Consider the following 17,162-nt stretch of genomic DNA (forward strand, 5'->3'; position numbering starts at 1 on the left):
GCCTCTGACGGGCGCATGGCGTTAACCTAGCACCGTTCCCCCGTCGGGCGAGTTCGCCGGCGATCACTAGCGCGTGGGACGAATCCTCGGCGCCGCCACTGCCTGTTTGGAAGTCAGATTCAAGGCGTGCCCGCAAATCGAGCAGGGCGCCTAGTCGGCGTGCCCCGGCCGGTGGGGGGTGGCCCAGGGCTCGGAGACATCGGCCAGCACCACGTCCAGGCAATCGACGCCGACCCGCAGGTCGCCGCCGCCGGCGAAGGTCAGCAAGACCGTGCCGCCGGGGGCCTCGCCGGGCTCGAAGGCGATGGCCAGCAGCTCGACGATGGCGCCCTTGGCGTCACGCTTGAGGTTGCGGGCCTGGACGCCCGTAACGTCGCCCAGTTGCAGGGCCGAGCGCACGCGTTCGCCTGATACCTTCTTGCCGCCGGCCTCCCAGCGAAAGCGATTGCAGGCCAGGGTCAGGGTCTTGCCGTGCGCGTCCCAGCGAATGTCGCCGATCTTGGCGACGGCGTCCTGCAGGGCGGCGGAGATCACCGCCAGGTCGTCGGCGTCCTGGGCCAGCAGTCGCAGGGCGGGAGCGGTCTTTGCCATCTAGAGTTCGGCCTCTCCGTCGTCCTTGATGCGGCGCACCTGCGCCCCACAGGCCGTGAGCTTTGCTTCCAGACGCTCGAAACCGCGATCCAGGTGATAGATGCGCGAGACGATCGTCTCGCCGCGCGCCGCCAGGCCGGCGATCACCAGGCTGACCGAGGCCCGCAGATCGGTGGCCATCACCTCGGCGCCTTCCAGCTGGGCGACGCCGCGCACGCGGGCCTCGCCACCCGACACCGAGATGTCGGCGCCCAGGCGCATCAGCTCCGGGGCGTGCATGAAGCGGTTCTCGAAGATGGTCTCGCGGATGCGGCTCTCGCCGTCGGCCAGGGTCATCAGGGCCATGAACTGGGCCTGCAGGTCGGTGGCAAAGCCCGGATAGGGCGCGGTCTCGATGTCGACCGCCTTCAGGCGATCGCCGTTGCGACGGATGATGACGCCGTCGCTGGTGCGTTCGACGCCACAACCGGCCTCTTCCAGCTTGTCCAGCAGGCTGTCGATCAGGTGCGGGCGGGCATTGGTCAGCCGCACCTCGCCGCCGGCCATGGCGGCGGCGACGGCATAGGTGCCCATCTCGATCCGGTCGGGGATCACCGCATGGGTCGCACCGTGCAGACGGGCGACGCCGGTGATGGTCACGGTCGGCGTACCCGCGCCCTCGACCTTGGCGCCCATGGCGTTGAGGCACTCCTGCAGGTCCAGCAGTTCGGGCTCGCAGGCGGCGTTGTGCAGCACCGTGACGCCATCGGCGATCACGGCGGCCAGCATGGCGTGCTCGGTGGCGCCCACCGACACGAACGGGAAGGTGATTTCCGCGCCCTTCAGGCCGCGCGGGGCCTGGGCGTAGACATAGCCCTCGTGCAGATCGATCTTGGCGCCTAGGGCCTCCAGGGCCTGCAGGTGCAGGTCCACGGGCCGCGCGCCGATGGTGCAGCCGCCGGGCAGCGAGACCTTGGCCTGGCCGGTGCGGGCGATCAGCGGACCCAGCACGTTGAACGAGGCGCGCATCTGGCGGACCAGGTCATAGGGCGCAAAGCCACTGGTGATCTCGGGCGCGTGCAGGATCGTCTGCTGGCCGTCGGCGCCGTCGCTCTCGGTGACGCTGACGCCAAGCCGCGAGAGCAGCTTGCCCAGGAACCGGGTGTCGGCCAGGCGCGGCATGTTGGTCAGGCGCAGCGGCTCATCGGTGAGCAGGCTGGCGGCCATCAGCTTGATGGCCGAGTTCTTGGCGCCGCTGACCGGGATGTCCCCGTGCAGCTGCGCGCCGCCGATGATGGCGATGCGATCCAAAATGACGTCCCTCGAGCGCGCGACGGGGACGGATCGTCGCGCGGGTCACATGTGAGGGGCGGGTTCTATCCGTTGCAAGAGGGCATGCAAGGGGCGTGGCTCAAATGGGCGCGGAAAGGTCATAGGATCGGCCATCGGGCCAGCGCAGATCATGGGTCGTGCTCGCCAGATCCAGGGCCACCTGGGCCAGGTCGAGGGCCCGCCTTGTCGCCTGCAGGCCATCCAGACCGAACGCCGCCTTGCCGTGTTCGCTGTCGAACTGGCCGCCGTCGCCGATCAGACGCACCGCGCAGCAGACCTCGTCCGACTCCGGCGCGGCATAGGGCGCTGAAATTTCCAGGATCAGGGCGACTCGCGTCCCGTCGCCGTGCGCGACGCCCTCTAGGCGACGCATGACGCTGTAAGGCTGCGGCGCCGCCTCGGCGGCGGCGAGCGCCCTCTCCTCACCGCTCCGTGCCGGTCGGGCCGCGGCTTTGCGCCTGCGCAGGTTGGTCCTGAGCGCTTCGGCGAGCCTGGCTTCACGGAGGGATTTGTCGTCTGGGATCGGCATGGGCGAGGGGTGCGGCGACGAAGTCTGTGGGTCAAGTCGCATTTAGGCTTTGCATTCGCGATTTGGCTCGCTATACGCCCCTCCTCTTCGCCGCGGTAGCTCAGTGGTAGAGCGCATCCTTGGTAAGGCTGAGGTCCAGGGTTCGAGTCCCTGTCGTGGCACCATGGAGCCCCAATCCCTCAAAGGGTTGGGGCTCCAACCTCATCTCACGCTCTATAGTGTCAGACGAGAACGCGGAGAGACTATCGCCCCGAAAACTGGGGAGATTATGGGGAGCGCGTTCCCCGTGCGTACCTGTCTCCAAGCCCACGGATTCGGTCGCTCCATCACCCATTGTTGGCGGCATCATGCCGACTTGCGCCTGATGTGCTGCAGCTGCCCCAAATGCGGCATGGCGCGCTGGACGCGCCGCCCGGACGCTGAAAGCCCCTCCACCCACTGGGGACGGCAGGCCAGAGGTCGAGGCGCCTTGACGGTTGGCCACCACGGCCGGCGCGGAGCGAGCTGCGCATGGACGTCCAGACGATAGCCTGCTGAGGGCGGGCCTACCGGGAGAGCGAAGCCGCCGCGCCGGGATCGTAATGAAAGCTTGAAAAGGGTCCAACCGGCCACTCGGCGAGGGACCATATCCCGACGACCATGAGACCGAGAACGAGATAGGCGGCCGAGAAGGGCGCGAGGTTTCGCAGAGCGTCGGCGAGGCTGAACCCGGGCCGCCAGCGCCGGCAGTAGAGTACCACGAGGTAGATCCACGGCTGCAGCGGCGAGACGATGTTCAGGGCGCCATCGCCGATCCGGAAAGCCGCCGTCGACATATCTGGCGATATGCCGAGCAACATCAGCATCGGAACGATGATCGGCGCCAGAATGGCCCATTTCGCCGTTGCTGAACCGACAAGGAGATCAAGGACGGCGGTGACGAGCACGATCGTCATCAGGATCAAGGGGGGCGCCAGGTGCGCGTCCGCCAGGGTGCGCGCGCCGGACAGCATCAGGACCGTGTCCACTCTGGATGCGTGCAGTACGGACAGGAACAAGGCGATCAGGATTGCGAACAGGATGAAGGGCGCCAGGCGCGCCAGGCCGTCAACCACCGCAGCGTGAACGGCCATCGGACTGGTAAGCGTGCCGGTCACTGCGCCATAGGCCCAGCCGGCGCTCAGCAAGACCAGTGTCAGACAGGCGGGCATGGCGCGGAAATATGGCGTGAGAACGGCTCTCAAATCGTGGCCGCCATCGGGTGCGGATGCGCCCCAGCGGATAACCGCTATGAAGACGAGCGCCGCTGCGAGCGCCGCGAGGCCTGCCCAGATCATGGCCATGCGTTCCGCCGGCTGCAGGCTTGCCTGCAGTTCAAGGGCTTCGGGACGAGCTTCGGCGGTCGACGGGGTGCGCGGGAACCAGCGGGGCTCGAGCCAGCGCTCAGCAATCGCCCAGGTGGCCCCGGCATAGATTCCGGCCACGGCAAGCAGAATGAACCAGTTGCCGAACAGGGCGTACCGCCAGTCGGGCGCAACGCTGCGGGCCGCATCTTCGGTCAGCTGGAGCAGAATGATGTCGGGTATGCCCGGGCCTAGACTTGCGGCGAAGCCCCCCGAAAAGGCGGCGAAAGCAATCAGGATGCCCAGAACGGGATCGCGACCGCGGGCCGCAAAAACAGCGCCAGACAAGGGCAGGTAAACAAGTATGAGCGCATCGGAAATCTGGTGAAACAGGTATCCCGTCAGGATGACAACGGGCGTGAGCAGCGCCGCGGGCATGAGTGACAGGCTGCCGCGAACCACGGCGGCAAAGAGCCCGGACCGATCGGCCACGGCGGTGCCCAGCGCCAGCAGCAGAAAGATCCCGAGGGGGGGGAAAGCGGTTACCGTTGCCGGCGCCTGGGTCAAAAGGTGCGCGAGCGTTTTGGCCGACAGGATATCAACCGTGATCAGTCGACCCGATATCGGGTCAACGGCGCTCAGGCCCGTCAGCAAGGCGATCATCGCAGACACGGCGGCCAGCGCCGCAAGGCCCAACAGCGCCGTCCGCAACCGGCCAGGGGTCCAAACGCGCTTGATCATCGGAACGCGCGGCGACGCCGTCTGCCAGGCACAGTCCGGCTGGCTGAGCTCAAGCGGATTCTCTGCTGTTTACCAAAGCTCGCCAAGCAGACCTCAAGATCAGTAGCCTAGCTAGCGCCATGATTTTCGAGTCCCCGAGATCGGTGTCTCTGGATAGATGTCTGAAAAAACCATCGTTGTGCAGGGTGCGCAAACATGGATCGATCTTGCACGCCGCTATAGCGGCCTTCGCTATCCCCGTACACGTCCAGACATAACGATTAAAATACCCGAAGTGAGTAATAAGCGCGAAAACAACCATCCTCAGCTGTGCTGCGCTAGATCGTTGAACATTACACTTTGCCTCCGGGCGCAGGATTCGCGGGGTGCGCGCCCATGCCATGTGTGGCCGTCCAGGCAGAGTGTTGCGGTCACGCGCCAGCCGTGCTCAGACAAAAGCGTCAGGGTGCAGCGCAAAGGCTGGGGCTGTAAATTCGGATGGCTGTTATGGAAAATGGCGTGAAAAACGATCTGGAACAATATCCTAGCGCTCACATGCTTGGCTTCCTGTTTTCCCAGAACGTCGACTACCTGATGAGTATTATGTCGGTATATTTGGAGCTGTTTGACGGCGACGCGACAACCATGCTGATATTTTTTACAATGGCGAGGACGTCTGTCGACCATCTCAATCGCCAGAATGTCCCGCGTGCGGAGGCCGCAGACGGCGTCTTCCCCGATACCCTGCGCCGACCGGTAGCCGCCTTGAGCATCGCCAACTATCTGGGCCTGCCCTACGAAACCACCCGTCGACACGTCATGAAGCTGGTCGCGAGCGGCTATTGTCACCGCCAGGGATCAAGAGAGTTCCTGATCTCCTCCGAGACGCTTTCGCGTCCTGAATTTGCCGATCTGGCCAAGCAATCCTTTGCGTTGACCAAGACATACCTCGAGACGATCCGCCCCTACATCGCGACCTGACGCGTCTGACCGGAAAGGCTGGCGGCTCCGTCAGGTGTAGATGGCCCGCCTGGGCCTTAGCGCGCCCGTGCCGCCACGGGGGGCTGGTGAGGTCGCCCTTCACCCGGACCGCTGCGCGGCAGCCTGGTCCGACCCGCGTCCCAGTTGGGATGGGTCAGGGGCATGCCAAAGTACCAGCCTTGGCCGTACTCGATCCCGACCTCGGCCAGTAGCGCGGCAATCGGGGGCGTTTCGACCATTTCGGCCACGGTTTCCGCCCCAAGGGCCTTGCACAGACCGGCCAGGTGCTTGAGCAGAATGTAATTGCGGCTCCCGCGCTCAAGGTCTCGCACGAAGCGACCGTCGAATTTGACGATGTCGACCTCCAGCGCACTCAGATATTCCAGCGATGCCGAGCCTGCGCCGAAATCATCGATACAGACGCGAAAGCCAGCGTCCCGAAGGCCTTTCAGGGTCGCGGCAGCCTCTTGAAGACAACGCACGGCCGCGGTTTCGGTCAGCTCGATCAGCAAGCGCCCACGCAGGGAAGGGTCGCCCGACGTGGCCTTGAGGAAGGGCGACAGGAAGCGCTCGTCGAGCAAGGAGGCGCCGCTGACATTCACCGCAATGCTCACATGGGGGTGGGCTGCGAGGTGACGACAGGCGCAGCGCACCACCGCCAGATCGAAGTCGACGATCATGTCCAGCTCTTCGGCCATCCGGATGGTGTCCGCCGGGCTGACATCGGGGTCGAAGCGCGCCAGGGCTTCAAAGTGGTGCAGCACGCCGCCGCCGAGGGTGACGATGGGCTGAAAAGCCAACTGGAACGTGTCGTTGGCGAGCCGCGTCCTGAAGCGGGCGGCATCCTGCACCACGCGGTTCAAGGTCGCTTCGAAGCCACGGACCGAGGCGTCGGCGCCCTCGGCGATATAGCAGTCCAGAGCGTAGCGCATGGCCTTCAAGGCCTGGGCAGGGTTCTCCAGGTCGACCTTGAGGTCGGCAATGGCCGGCTTGATACCGGTGACAGCCTCGAGCTGCTCGGCGACAGGCCCGGGCGGGACCGAGGCGTCACGGAGTATGGCGAAACGGCCTTCGGCGATTTCGGAGGCGCCGCCGGCGATCGCCTGGGCCTGCAGCACTCGGCCGACAATTTTGCGTCGGAGATTGGCCATGTCCGTCGGCAGGGCCGCCATGGCCTCGCCGTAACCCTCCAGTTCGACAAGATCCAGCCTGAGTGGCAGGCCGTCCTTTCGGGCCTGCCGCATCAGGTCCGACGCGATCGCGCAAAACCCGTCCCGGTCAGCAAGTTCGTCCGAGGCTGCGCCGGCGTCGAGCGCGGTGGCGCTCAGAGCGCAGGACAGATTCGCCCCGCGCTGCGGCAGGCGAAAGACCGAAAGGCTGGCCGTGCGCGCTGGCCGGGAGCCGGGCGCAGATCTCAGCCTGACCCGGAAGGGCCCCTGGCGCTCTCCGGGCGAGACGGTTGGGCCAATCGCCGCCATCATCGCTGCGTCCTGATCGTCAAGCACCGCATTCCAGCCGCAGCCGACCAGGGCGTCATCATCGAAGCCCGTCAGATGTTCAGCGGCGCCCAAGGCGAACAGAATGCTGCCAGCATCGCTGATCTCGAAGACCAGATCGGCCCCGGCAACCGCCAGGCCGACGAGACGCACACTCTGCTGGGCAAGATCAGCTCCAGGCATTGGTCTTCCCGTGCAGGCTGGAGGACAGCCCCTCCTCGAAATCAATGAAAATATCCGTCAGTTCGGATGCCTTCACTTTCGAAAGATTTGAATTTCGAGACCAGTACGTCCAGTAACTGACGACATGCTGTATTGCGCCGATCTCCTCGCCAATATCCATGAATATATCGGGTGCAGAGATCAGGAATTGACGAAAGGCGGCTGACTGGCCCTCGTTGACGAGCAAGCCATAGGCGTCATCGTATCGAAGGATGACATTTCGAATGCGTTCAATGGACGTGCGAATGGCGCCTTCGATGCGCAATTTCGCCTCGGCGATATAGGCGTCGCTGGCCGCATCGCGTCGCCCGAGGGGCGCAATCGCCTTGATCTCTCTGAGAACAGATCCCAGGCTTGGATAGGTGTCGTGCAAAACCCACTTGTAGTAAAGAAGACCTCTCCAACAGAATATGCCGTCCTGATATTCTTTTTCGCTAAGTCGAAGAAGCTTTTTCAGAGGCTCAAAGCTTTTGTCAGGGCTCGACGATAGCAATTTCTCTGCCAGTCGGTCTGCTGAGTTGACAACCGCCGTGGCCTCATCGCCGCCACCGGTCATGCGCACGAGGCCCACCAACTGCTGACTGACATAGCTGTGCATTTTCCCGACGTCGGCGTCTGAAATGCAGAAGTAGTCTCGCGAAGGCTCAATACCGCTTCTGCGAAGGTGCTCGCGCAGCAGAAAAGGATCCAGCGAAGGCAGTTCATCGATCAGATCAAGCACCTTGCGGTCCGATCTACCGAATTTGACGTCATCTCCGAACATGTCCTCCGAGACTGCATCAAAATTTTTCTGCCCGACGAATAGACAATGAGCGCCAAAGCGAAAATCATCAACGTCGAAAGGTACGAGAATCTTCGTCGCATTAAATCGCGGCTCTTCAAAAATATCGACTTCGTGCGGACGAACCCGATGCTTAATAATAACAGAGCTCTCTAGTATCTTGTTGCGAAACAGGCGGGATTTATCACTGGCAATCAACCCAGATCGGCTTCGACTGATTTTGGCAAGATTCAAAATCCGCGTTGTCGAAGCGGTTTTCTGAATGTGCGTCAGTCGTCTGACCGTTCTGTCTCTTTCCATGCGACGACCCCCAAAAACTGGAGTTATCGACTAGTTGGAATAGTGTTACCGTAAAGCTTACAAAATAGACGAGCCCCGTAATCTTGCCATTCTTAACAGAAGCATTGTATCCATAATGAGTAATATGAGTCGGTCGCACCGGTTGATGGTTTCGCGAGTTAACAAAAGGTAAATTACCTATTGATTGGGGATCGAAGTCTCAAAATGGCAGACCTTCGGGCGGCGCTTTACTCAGAATAGGTACAAAACCAATTGAGAAGCGTGCGGCTGGCGATTAACCCCTTAAGCATGCCGCCACACAGGCTGCACATTGGAAACGGGGTGCGAATAGCCCCGAATGTTATCGAGAGGGGGTTTCTGATGTCGATACCGCTTCAAGCCGGCGCGGTTATTGACTGGAGCGGCAATGCCGCTGTCAGGCGAGCGATGTCCGTGGTCGAGGTCAATGCCAAGGTTGCCCAGGCAACGACGGCGCCGGACGGCAAGGCTTTGGCACATGCCGACGGCCAGAATCAAAGGCTGGTGATTGAACAGGACAAACCGACCGGTTCCTTCGTCTACAAAACCGTTGACCGGCTCAATGGGGACGTTCTGTTTCAGTATCCTTCCGATGAACTTCTCCGGCTCAGAAACAACCCCGCCTACGTTTCCGGAGCGGTGTTTTCCAAAAGCGCATAGACCGCCTCGCCGTCCGGCCGGACCCGTCACGAACGGCGCCTGAGGTCTGGCGAATCTCTCCCTCTGGCCTTGGAGATCCGGGCGCTGCGGCAACCATCGCGCGCCCGTGACCTGCGACTGCACTGGCCCGCTGGCTTCGCGAGGGCGAGCGCTGTGGGCCGTATGCTCTTCCGGGGCTTTACCTCGGCGGCTCAAAGGCCAGCCGTCATCGGGGTCATTCTTATGATCTTCTCCAGCCTGGATACGCCTTTTGGATAATGACAGGTCGATTAGACGACTGACGAATCTTTCCAGGACCTCATCGACGGCGCGCGTTTTGAACCTGTACGACGTGCATCGGCGACATTGTGGCGTACCCGCCTTCGAAAAGGCGCCGTTGTTCAAAAATCGCGTTCTGAACCGGGCAATTATTCTCAAGCACAAGCTGAGGGGCAATGAGCTTGAGATGTTTGACTCGCACGTCGGGTCGGCGACAAAAGTTCTTTTGCCCATCGACGCTGGCGACCTCAGAGCCGGGGCCCACTTCTTCTTCGTTGGCCAGAAAGATTTCGAGGCGGTGACCGAGGAAGCCTTTGGCGCCGATCTGCGGCCGGGCGCTCGCGACCGGAACGTTCTGGACCAGATTGACCAGCTGCCGTCCCTCGACCCGTTCCTGCTGCGGGAATATCTCCGGCGCTTCGGAATCGAGCCGGCGCGGGAGTATTTCAACATCTCCGACGCAGACGTCCTGAACATGCAGAAATTTGTCCAGATGGACATTCAGGCCCTGTCGGCCTTGTCGGGCGGCGATCAGCCCGGAGTGACCTCCGGCAAGCTTGTGGACAAGCTGCTCTCGCCGCGTCCTGAGGTCGACTTCGGCCCTCTGCGCGAGGTTCTGAGACTTGAGGACCAGCAATTCCTGGATGGCATTTTCGCCTGGCGGGGATTTCTCTACTACAAGTGGGTGCTGAGCGACGTGATGCCGCGCGTTGATCAGACCATCAAGAGCATGGTGTCGGTCACGCCTCGCGGCGTCCGCGACGCCGAGAGTGCTGCCTATATCCCGCTCGCGCGAGCGCGGATTGTGGCCGCGATCCGCGTTCGCATCCGCGCCGTGCAAGCCACGCTGTCCGCGTATGACCGGGCCTTTCACGCCCTGACCAACGATGGGAAACCCGTGGTGTTCCGCGATTTCCTGGTCGAATCGCCCCACCTGTTCATGTCGCTTGGCCAGCGCCTGGGCGCGCTCCAGCACATTGTCAGTTTCTGGTCCTACCGCTTCCCCCGGTCCAAGCCGATGGCGGTGGGCTACGGTGATCTGATGGATATCCTTATGGACTTTGAGGACGGCATCGCACTTGAGGGGCCTCAGGACGACGCTCCAATGATGCAACGCGCGGTCGGCTAAGGACATGGGCGGAAAACAGGGAGCCCTCTAAACGGCGACCCTGAAACCCCTTACAGACAAGATGTTTGGCGCAGGTCGGTCACGAGCCTCGGGAGGTCTGAGGTCCGAGGCTTGAGCCCCTGTAGTGGCGCCATCGGTCCCAAAACCCCATAAGGTTTGGGACCGACCGACTTCACTTCCCGCACCTTTTCAGACTGAACGGCTCGCGCGGTCGCCCTAGGGCGCCAGCGTCAGCCGCAGCGCCAGGGCGGCCAGGGTGATCAGCAGGATCGGCGTGGTCAGCACGATCCCGACCTTGAAATAATAGCCCCAGGAAATCCTGATCCCCTTGGTGCGCAGCACGTGCAGCCACAGCAGGGTGGCCAGCGAGCCGATCGGGGTGATCTTGGGGCCCAGGTCGCTGCCGATCACATTGGCGTAGATCATCGCCTCCTTGACCGCGCCGGTCGCGCCGCTGGCGTCGATCGACAGGGCGCCGACCAGGACCGTGGGCATGTTGTTCATCACAGATGACAGCAGGGCGGTCAGGATGCCGGTGCCGAACGCCGCCCCCCAGACGCCGCCCTGGGCGAAGTAGTTGAGCAGTCCCGCGATCTGGTCGGTGAGGCCCGCATTGCGCAGGCCATAGACCACCAGATACATGCCCAGCGAGAAGATCACGACCTGCCAGGGCGCGCCCTTGAGCACCTTGCGGGTGCTGATCACATGGCCCCGGCCCGCGATGACCAGCAGGACCAGCGCGCCGACGGCGGCGGTGGCGCTGACCGGCACGCCCAGCGGCTCCAGAGCGAAGAACCCGATCAGCAACAGGACCAGGACCACCCAGCCGGCCTTGAAGGTCGCCGGATCCTTGATCGCCTCGCGCGGCGCCTTCAGCTGGCCGACGTCATAGGTCTTGGGGATATCGCGCCGGAAATAGAGCATCAGCGCCGTCAGGGTGGCGGCGATGGCGGCGATGTCGACCGGGATCATCACCGAGGCGTAGCGGCTGAAGCCGATCTTGAAGAAGTCGGCCGAGACGATGTTGACCAGGTTCGACACCACCAGCGGCAGGCTGGCCATGTCGGCGATGAAACCGGCCGCCATCACGAAGGCCAGGGTCGCCTTGTCCTTGAAACCCAGCGCCATCAGCATGGCGATGACGATCGGCGTCAGGATCAGCGCCGCGCCGTCATTGGCGAACAGCGACGAGACCGCCGCGCCCAGCAGCACGATCGCGGCGAACAGCAGCCGCCCCTTGCCGCCGCCCCAGCGGGCCACATGCAGGGCCGCCCACTCAAAGAAGCCGGCCTCGTCGAGCAGCAGGCTGATCAGGATCACCGCGATGAAGGCGCCGGTGGCGTTCCAGACGATGTGCCAGACCGTGATGATGTCGCCGGGGTGGACCACGCCCGTTAGCAGCGCCAGGCCGGCGCCCAGGGTGGCGCTCCAGCCGATGCTGAGGCCCCGGGGCTGCCAGATGACCAGGGTGATGGTGAGCAGGAAGATCAGCAGGGCGAGGATCACAGGACGACGATCTCGCCGTCTTCCTTGGTGAAGCTGGTCGGCTTGCGGTCCAGCAGATCCAGCACGACTTCGGACGGCCGGCACAGCTTGACGCCCCGGGGCGTGACCACCAGCGGCCGATTGACCAGAATAGGGTGAGCGACCATCGCGTCGAGGATCTGGTCCTCGGTGGCGCTGTCAGCCAGAAGGCCCAGCTCGGCGGCAGGCGTGCCCTTTTCGCGCATCAGCTGGCGGAACGTCAGGCCCGCCTCCCCGGCCAGCTCACGCAGCTGGTCATGCGACCAGCCGGCCTTGAGATACTCAACAACCGTGGGCGTGTAGCCGGCCGCCTGCGCCATCGACACGACGTTGCGCGAGGTGCCGCAGGCGGGGTTGTGAAAGGTCACGATCGGGAAGTCGGTATCGGACATGGGTCACTCGTCAGGAAAACAGAAAGCGGGGCGACGCCCCTCAGGCGGCGGGTTCGTCGGGGGCGAAGGACTTGCCGATCTCGTCGAGCCGGCGCTGCAGCGACAGCCTGTCGATGGACGCCATGGGCAGGGCGCAGAAGAGCGTGATGCGGCTGTTGAGCTGACGATAGGCCTCGGCGAAGGCCAGGGCGACCTCGGCCTCGGTTCCCTCGACCGCCGACGGATCGGGGATGCCCCAGTGAGCGCTCATCGGCTGGCCCGGCCAGATCGGACAGACCTCGCCGGCGGCGTTGTCGCAGACGGTGAACACGAAATCGAGATCCGGCGCGTCCGGATTGCCGGCCTTGGAGAACTCGTCCCAGGCCTTGGAGCGCAGGTGATCGGTCGGGTGGTTGAGGTGCTGGAGCAGATGGATGGCGTGCGGGTTGATCCGGCCACTGGGCATCGAGCCGGCCGAATAGGCCTTGAACCGGCCCGCCCCGACGCGGTTCATGATCGACTCTGCCAGCACCGAGCGCGCCGAGTTGTGGGTGCAGAGAAACAGGACGTGCTTCAGGTTAGACTGTGGATCGGTCATGCTGTCTCCAATTCGACAAGGCAGGTTCCATCGCAGTCGGCGGCCCGGGCGAGGATCTCGTTCAAGGGCGCGCAGATCTCGGGATTACCGCCGCAGCAGTCTTCCATCAGGAAGCCCAGCAGACCGCTCATCGCCCCGTAGGCGGCCGAATAGATGATCGAGCGGCCCTCGCGGCGCGAAACGATCAGTCCGGCATGGCTGAGCACATTGAGATTGGCCGACAGAGAATTGGGCAGCATCTCGAGCCGGCGAGCGATCTCGCCGGCCGGAACGCCCTGACCGCCGGCTTTGACAAGCAGGCGGAAAATGGCCAACCGACCTTCGTGGCCCAGCGCGGAGAGACTTGCGACAGCGGCTTTCGATTCCATATTTCCAAGTTAGTAGAAATATGTGACGACGCCAAGACGCTTCGAGGACTATGGAAATCATGACCGACCTGCCCGCGCTCCAGCCGCAATTTCTCACGGCGCCGACCCAGGGCCAACTCGAGAGCCGGTCACCCGCGACCCATCCGCCCCGTATCCTGCTGCTCTACGGGTCGCTGCGCGAGCGCTCGTTCAGCCGGCTGCTGGTCGAGGAGGCGGCGCGCATTCTGCAGATGCTGGGGTGCGAGACAAAAATCTTCGACCCCCGCGACCTGCCGCTGCCCGACGCCACAGGGCCCGACCACCCGAAGGTCCAGGAGCTGCGGGCCCTGTCCCTGTGGTCCGAGGGGCAGGTGTGGTGCAGTCCCGAGCGGCATGGCGCGATCACCGGGATCATCAAGGCCCAGATCGACTGGATCCCGCTGGAGATCGGGAGTGTCCGCCCGACCCAGGGCCGGACCCTGGCGGTGATGCAGGTCAGCGGCGGTTCGCAGTCGTTCAACGCCGTCAACAGCCTGCGCCTGCTGGGACGCTGGATGCGGATGATCACCATTCCCAACCAGTCGTCGGTAGCGATGGCCTTCCAGGAGTTCGACAGCAACGACCGCATGAAGCCGTCGGCCTATTACGACCGCGTTGTGGATGTGATGGAGGAGCTGGTGAAGTTCACCCTGCTCACCCGCGACCACGCCGACTACCTGGTTGATCGCTACAGCGAGCGCAAAGCCAGCGGCCGCATTGCCGAGCAGGTTGAGCTCGGCAATGCGGCCATGAGCCATGAGCCGGCGTTGGAAGGCGCAAGCGACTAGGCCCGCTGCGCCTCCCCCACCGACCAGCCCTCAGCCGGCCCGCGTCCGGCCAATCGGCGAACCGCCGACAAGGCGATACAGCGCCGGCAGGACCAGCAGGGTCAGCAGGGTCGAGGAGATGATCCCGCCGATCACCACCGTCGCCAGCGGGCGCTGGACCTCGGCGCCGGCCCCGACATTGAAGGCCATCGGCACGAAGCCCAGGCTGGCGACCAGGGCGGTCATCAGCACGGGCCTGAGGCGCGTCAGGGCGCCTTCGCTGATCGCTTCATCCAGCGGCCGCCCCTCGGCCAGAAGGCTCCGGATGAAGCTGACCATGACCACGCCATTGAGTACGGCCACGCCGGACAGGGCGATGAAGCCGACGCCCGCCGAGATCGACAGCGGCAGGCCGCGGAGCAGCAGGGCCGCCACGCCCCCGGTCAGGGCCAGGGGCACGCCGGAGAAGACGATGGCGGCGTCCTTGACCGACCGGAACAGCGCAAACAGCAGACCGAAGATCAGCAGCAGGGCGGCGGGCACGACCAGCTGAAGCCGTTTCGCCGCCGAGATCAGCTGCTCGAACGTGCCGCCATAGCTGATCCAGTAGCCTGTCGGGATCTCGACCTCGGCGCCGACCTTCTGTTGCACCTCGGCGACGAAGGAGCCCAGGTCCCGGCCCCGCACATTGGCGGTGACGACCACGCGGCGTTTGCCATCCTCGCGGCTGATCTGGTTGGGGCCGATCACCGTCTCGACCCTGGCCACGTCCTGCAGCGGCACGAACCCGCGGGGCCCCTCCCCCGTCGCCGGCAACGGCACGCGCAGGCGACGGACGCCCTCCAGGTCGCCCCGGATCGCCTCGGGCAGGCGGACCACGACGTCGAAGCGCCGGTCACCCTCGAACACCTGGCCGACGACCGCGCCGCCGATCGAGGTGGCGACCACCTCCTGCAGGTCCTGCACGTTCAGCCCCAGCAAGGCCAGGGCGGCGCGATCCGGCGTGATCTGCAGGACCGGCAGCCCGGTCACCTGTTCGACACCCACATCCTGGGCGCCCTCAATGCCTTCAACCACCGCCCCGACGCTTTCGCCAATGGTCCGCAGCTGGTCGAGGTCATCCCCGAACACCTTGACGGCGACGTCGGCGCGAACGCCCGACAGCAGTTCGTTGAAGCGCATCTGGATCGGCTGGGTGAACTCGTAGTTGTTGCCGGGAATGGTGGCGACGGCGGCCTCCAGTTCGGCGACCAGCGTGGCCTTGGGCTTGCGCGGATCGGGCCAGTCCTTGCGGTCCTTCAGCATGATGAAGGTATCGGCGACCGAGGGCGGCATCGGGTCGGTGGCGACCTCGGCGGTGCCGATCTTGCTCACCACCCGCTCGACCTCCGGCAACGACTTGATCCGCGCCTCCAGGGCCGCCTGCATCCGGACGGCCTGGGTGAGGCTGGTGCCCGGTATGCGCAGGGCGTGCATGGCGATGTCGCCCTCGTCGAGACTGGGGGCGAACTCCGAGCCCATGCGGCTGGCCGCCAGGGCCGCGACGACCACCAGCGCCACGGCGCCGGCCACGAACGCCGCCCGCAGCCGCAAGGCCATGGCCAGAGCCGGTTCGTAGAGCTGGCGAGCCCCGCGCATGATGCGGCTTTCCTTCTCCTCGACCTTGCCGGTGACGAACATCGCCACGGCGGCCGGCACGAAGGTCAGGGACAGCACCAGGGCGGCGGTCAGGGCGATGACCACGGTGATGGCCATCGGATGGAACATCTTCCCCTCGACCCCGGTCAGGGCGAAGATCGGCACATAGACCAGGGTGATGATCAGCACGCCAAACAGCGACGGCCTGATCACCTCGCCGGCCGCACTGGCCGTCAGGGCGAAGCGTTCGTCCCTGGTCAGCAGTCGACCCAGACGATGCTGCGCCTCGCCAAATCGGCGCAGGCAGTTTTCGACGATGATCACGGCGCCGTCGACGATCAGGCCAAAGTCCAGCGCGCCCAGGCTCATCAGATTGCCCGACACCCGGCTCTGGACCATGCCGGTGATGGTCAGCAGCATCGAGAACGGGATGATCGCCGCCGTGATCAGCGCCGCCCGGATATTGCCCAGCAGCAGGAACAGCACGACGATCACCAGCAGCGCGCCTTCCACCAGGTTGGTCTCGACCGTGCGGATGGCGCGATCGACCAGTTCGGTGCGGTCGTAGACCGGCGTGGCCGTGACGCCGGCCGGCAGGGATTTGGCGGCCTGTTCCAGGCGCAGCGCTGCGGCGCGGGCGACGGTGCGGCTGTTCTCGCCGACCAGCATGAAGACGGTGCCCAGCACCACCTCCTGGCCGTTCTCGGTCGCCGCGCCGGTGCGAAGTTCTTCGCCCAGACCCACATCGGCCACGTCGCCGACGCGGATCGGCGCGCCGCCGCGATTGACGATGATCGTGCCGCGCAGGTCCTCGACGCCGCTGGCCTGGCCGGGAACGCGGACCAGATACTGCTCGCCGTAGCGCTCGATGTAGCCGGCCCCGACATTGCTGTTGTTCTTGGCCAGGGCGTCGGTGACGTCAGCCATGGTCAGGCCATAGGCCGACAGCCGTTCCGGCAGAGGGGTGACGTGATACTGCCGCTCGAAGCCGCCGATGGTGTTGACCTCGGTGACGCCGGGCGTGTTGCGCAACTGGGGCCGGATCACCCAGTCCTGAAGGGTGCGCAGGTCCTCGGGCGTATAGGCCCTGCCGTCAGGCCGGCGCGCGCCGGGCTTGGCCTCGACCGTGTACATGAAGATCTCGCCCAGGCCCGTGGAGATCGGGCCAAGCTCGGGCGTCAGGCTGGGGGGCAGCTGGGCGCGGGCGGCCTGCAGCCGTTCATTGACCAGCTGGCGGGCGAAATAGATGTCGGTCCCGTCCTTGAAGACGACGGTGACCTGGCTGAGGCCGTAGCGGGAGACCGAGCGGGTGTAGTCCAAGCCCGGCAGACCGGCGATGGCGGTCTCGACCGGGAAGGTGATCCGCTGTTCGGCCTCCAGCGGCGAGAAGCCCGCCGCCTCGGTGTTGATCTGCACCTGGACGTTGGTGATGTCGGGGGTGGCGTCGATCGGCAGGCGCTGGAAACTCCAGACGCCCAGGACCGCCGAGGCGAGGACGAGCGCCAGGACGATCCAGCGATAGCGGATCGACAGCGCGATGATGCGTTCAAGCATGGTTGC

Annotated in this window: 15 protein-coding genes and 1 tRNA gene; 5 read left to right on the forward strand and 11 right to left on the reverse strand. The window is 64.5% G+C overall.

Going from position 1 to position 17,162, the window contains the following annotated elements:
* Window positions 1-150 precede the first annotated feature (150 nt).
* The 3 genes from ACN2C8_RS11310 to ACN2C8_RS11320 form a co-directional block, all read right to left on the reverse strand.
* Complete coding sequence (locus ACN2C8_RS11310) at window positions 151-591, reverse strand: DUF2948 family protein (protein WP_419251842.1); 441 nt, start codon at window positions 589-591, stop codon at window positions 151-153.
* Window positions 592-1,881, reverse strand: coding sequence for a UDP-N-acetylglucosamine 1-carboxyvinyltransferase (gene murA / locus ACN2C8_RS11315; protein WP_419251843.1), 1,290 nt, complete (start codon window positions 1,879-1,881; stop codon window positions 592-594).
* A gap of 100 nt (window positions 1,882-1,981) precedes the next feature.
* Window positions 1,982-2,275 carry a hypothetical protein gene (locus tag ACN2C8_RS11320; protein ID WP_419251844.1) on the reverse strand — a complete coding sequence of 98 codons (294 nt, stop codon included), beginning with the start codon at window positions 2,273-2,275 and terminating at the stop codon, window positions 1,982-1,984.
* Between the two features lie 245 nt (window positions 2,276-2,520).
* On the opposite strand from ACN2C8_RS11320, the gene ACN2C8_RS11325 reads away from it, so the two are divergent.
* A tRNA-Thr gene (locus ACN2C8_RS11325) sits at window positions 2,521-2,595 on the forward strand.
* Between the two features lie 381 nt (window positions 2,596-2,976).
* On the opposite strand, the gene ACN2C8_RS11330 is transcribed toward ACN2C8_RS11325, so the two are convergent.
* Window positions 2,977-4,494, reverse strand: coding sequence for an AbgT family transporter (locus ACN2C8_RS11330; RefSeq protein ID WP_419251845.1), 1,518 nt, complete (start codon window positions 4,492-4,494; stop codon window positions 2,977-2,979).
* 498 nt (window positions 4,495-4,992) lie between these two features.
* Here ACN2C8_RS11330 and ACN2C8_RS11335 point away from each other — a divergent pair, with 498 nt between their 5' ends.
* Window positions 4,993-5,454 carry a hypothetical protein gene (locus ACN2C8_RS11335; RefSeq protein ID WP_419251846.1) on the forward strand — a complete coding sequence of 154 codons (462 nt, stop codon included), beginning with the start codon at window positions 4,993-4,995 and terminating at the stop codon, window positions 5,452-5,454.
* 56 nt (window positions 5,455-5,510) lie between these two features.
* Here the strand turns inward: ACN2C8_RS11335 and ACN2C8_RS11340 are convergent, their stop codons facing one another.
* Together ACN2C8_RS11340 and ACN2C8_RS11345 are read right to left on the reverse strand one after the other, a co-directional pair.
* On the reverse strand, window positions 5,511-7,133 hold the full coding sequence (locus ACN2C8_RS11340) for an EAL domain-containing protein (protein ID WP_419251847.1): 1,623 nt from the start codon (window positions 7,131-7,133) through the stop codon (window positions 5,511-5,513).
* Complete coding sequence (locus ACN2C8_RS11345) at window positions 7,120-8,253, reverse strand: hypothetical protein (protein WP_419251848.1); 1,134 nt, start codon at window positions 8,251-8,253, stop codon at window positions 7,120-7,122. The genes ACN2C8_RS11340 and ACN2C8_RS11345 overlap by 14 nt, the downstream gene beginning before the upstream one ends.
* A gap of 360 nt (window positions 8,254-8,613) precedes the next feature.
* On the opposite strand from ACN2C8_RS11345, the gene ACN2C8_RS11350 reads away from it, so the two are divergent.
* A complete protein-coding gene (locus tag ACN2C8_RS11350; protein WP_419251849.1) occupies window positions 8,614-8,931 on the forward strand; it encodes a hypothetical protein in 318 nt (105 codons plus the stop codon).
* Window positions 8,932-9,415: 484 nt separating this feature from the next.
* Window positions 9,416-10,318, forward strand: a complete 903-nt coding sequence (locus ACN2C8_RS11355) for a hypothetical protein (RefSeq protein ID WP_419251850.1) — start codon at window positions 9,416-9,418, stop codon at window positions 10,316-10,318.
* A gap of 216 nt (window positions 10,319-10,534) precedes the next feature.
* Here ACN2C8_RS11355 and ACN2C8_RS11360 read toward each other — a convergent pair whose 3' ends face one another.
* From ACN2C8_RS11360 to ACN2C8_RS11375, 4 genes are read right to left on the reverse strand one after another with little or no spacing between them, the layout of a single operon-like run.
* Window positions 10,535-11,824: an arsenic transporter gene (locus tag ACN2C8_RS11360; RefSeq protein ID WP_419251851.1), complete on the reverse strand. Its 1,290-nt coding sequence runs from the start codon at window positions 11,822-11,824 to the stop codon at window positions 10,535-10,537.
* Complete coding sequence (arsC, locus tag ACN2C8_RS11365; protein WP_419251852.1) at window positions 11,821-12,234, reverse strand: arsenate reductase (glutaredoxin); 414 nt, start codon at window positions 12,232-12,234, stop codon at window positions 11,821-11,823. The genes ACN2C8_RS11360 and arsC overlap by 4 nt, the downstream gene beginning before the upstream one ends.
* 40 nt (window positions 12,235-12,274) lie before the next feature.
* A complete protein-coding gene (locus ACN2C8_RS11370) occupies window positions 12,275-12,811 on the reverse strand; it encodes an arsenate reductase ArsC (protein WP_419251853.1) in 537 nt (178 codons plus the stop codon).
* A complete protein-coding gene (locus ACN2C8_RS11375) occupies window positions 12,808-13,179 on the reverse strand; it encodes an ArsR/SmtB family transcription factor (protein WP_419251854.1) in 372 nt (123 codons plus the stop codon). Before ACN2C8_RS11375 ends, ACN2C8_RS11370 begins: the two co-directional genes overlap by 4 nt.
* 59 nt (window positions 13,180-13,238) lie before the next feature.
* Here ACN2C8_RS11375 and arsH point away from each other — a divergent pair, with 59 nt between their 5' ends.
* Window positions 13,239-13,985, forward strand: a complete 747-nt coding sequence (gene arsH / locus ACN2C8_RS11380; RefSeq protein WP_419251855.1) for an arsenical resistance protein ArsH — start codon at window positions 13,239-13,241, stop codon at window positions 13,983-13,985.
* A gap of 30 nt (window positions 13,986-14,015) precedes the next feature.
* Here the strand turns inward: arsH and ACN2C8_RS11385 are convergent, their stop codons facing one another.
* Complete coding sequence (locus ACN2C8_RS11385; protein WP_419251856.1) at window positions 14,016-17,156, reverse strand: efflux RND transporter permease subunit; 3,141 nt, start codon at window positions 17,154-17,156, stop codon at window positions 14,016-14,018.
* Window positions 17,157-17,162: the final 6 nt, after the last annotated feature.

Source organism: Caulobacter sp. ErkDOM-C (assembly GCF_048541825.1).
Taxonomy (GTDB): domain Bacteria; phylum Pseudomonadota; class Alphaproteobacteria; order Caulobacterales; family Caulobacteraceae; genus Caulobacter.

Bases quoted from the DNA above. Each gene is read 5' to 3' on its own strand.
- ACN2C8_RS11340 (WP_419251847.1), bottom strand. From the start codon at position 7,133: ATGCCTGGAGCTGATCTTGCCCAGCAGAGTGTGCGTCTCGTCGGCCTG.
- ACN2C8_RS11330 (WP_419251845.1), bottom strand. From the start codon at position 4,494: ATGATCAAGCGCGTTTGGACCCCTGGCCGGTTGCGGACGGCGCTGTTG.
- ACN2C8_RS11345 (WP_419251848.1), bottom strand. From the start codon at position 8,253: ATGGAAAGAGACAGAACGGTCAGACGACTGACGCACATTCAGAAAACC.
- arsC (WP_419251852.1), bottom strand. From the start codon at position 12,234: ATGTCCGATACCGACTTCCCGATCGTGACCTTTCACAACCCCGCCTGC.
- ACN2C8_RS11310 (WP_419251842.1), bottom strand. From the start codon at position 591: ATGGCAAAGACCGCTCCCGCCCTGCGACTGCTGGCCCAGGACGCCGAC.
- ACN2C8_RS11370 (WP_419251853.1), bottom strand. From the start codon at position 12,811: ATGACCGATCCACAGTCTAACCTGAAGCACGTCCTGTTTCTCTGCACC.
- ACN2C8_RS11320 (WP_419251844.1), bottom strand. From the start codon at position 2,275: ATGCGTCGCCTAGAGGGCGTCGCGCACGGCGACGGGACGCGAGTCGCC.
- ACN2C8_RS11385 (WP_419251856.1), bottom strand. From the start codon at position 17,156: ATGCTTGAACGCATCATCGCGCTGTCGATCCGCTATCGCTGGATCGTC.
- arsH (WP_419251855.1), top strand. From the start codon at position 13,239: ATGACCGACCTGCCCGCGCTCCAGCCGCAATTTCTCACGGCGCCGACC.
- ACN2C8_RS11350 (WP_419251849.1), top strand. From the start codon at position 8,614: ATGTCGATACCGCTTCAAGCCGGCGCGGTTATTGACTGGAGCGGCAAT.
- ACN2C8_RS11375 (WP_419251854.1), bottom strand. From the start codon at position 13,179: ATGGAATCGAAAGCCGCTGTCGCAAGTCTCTCCGCGCTGGGCCACGAA.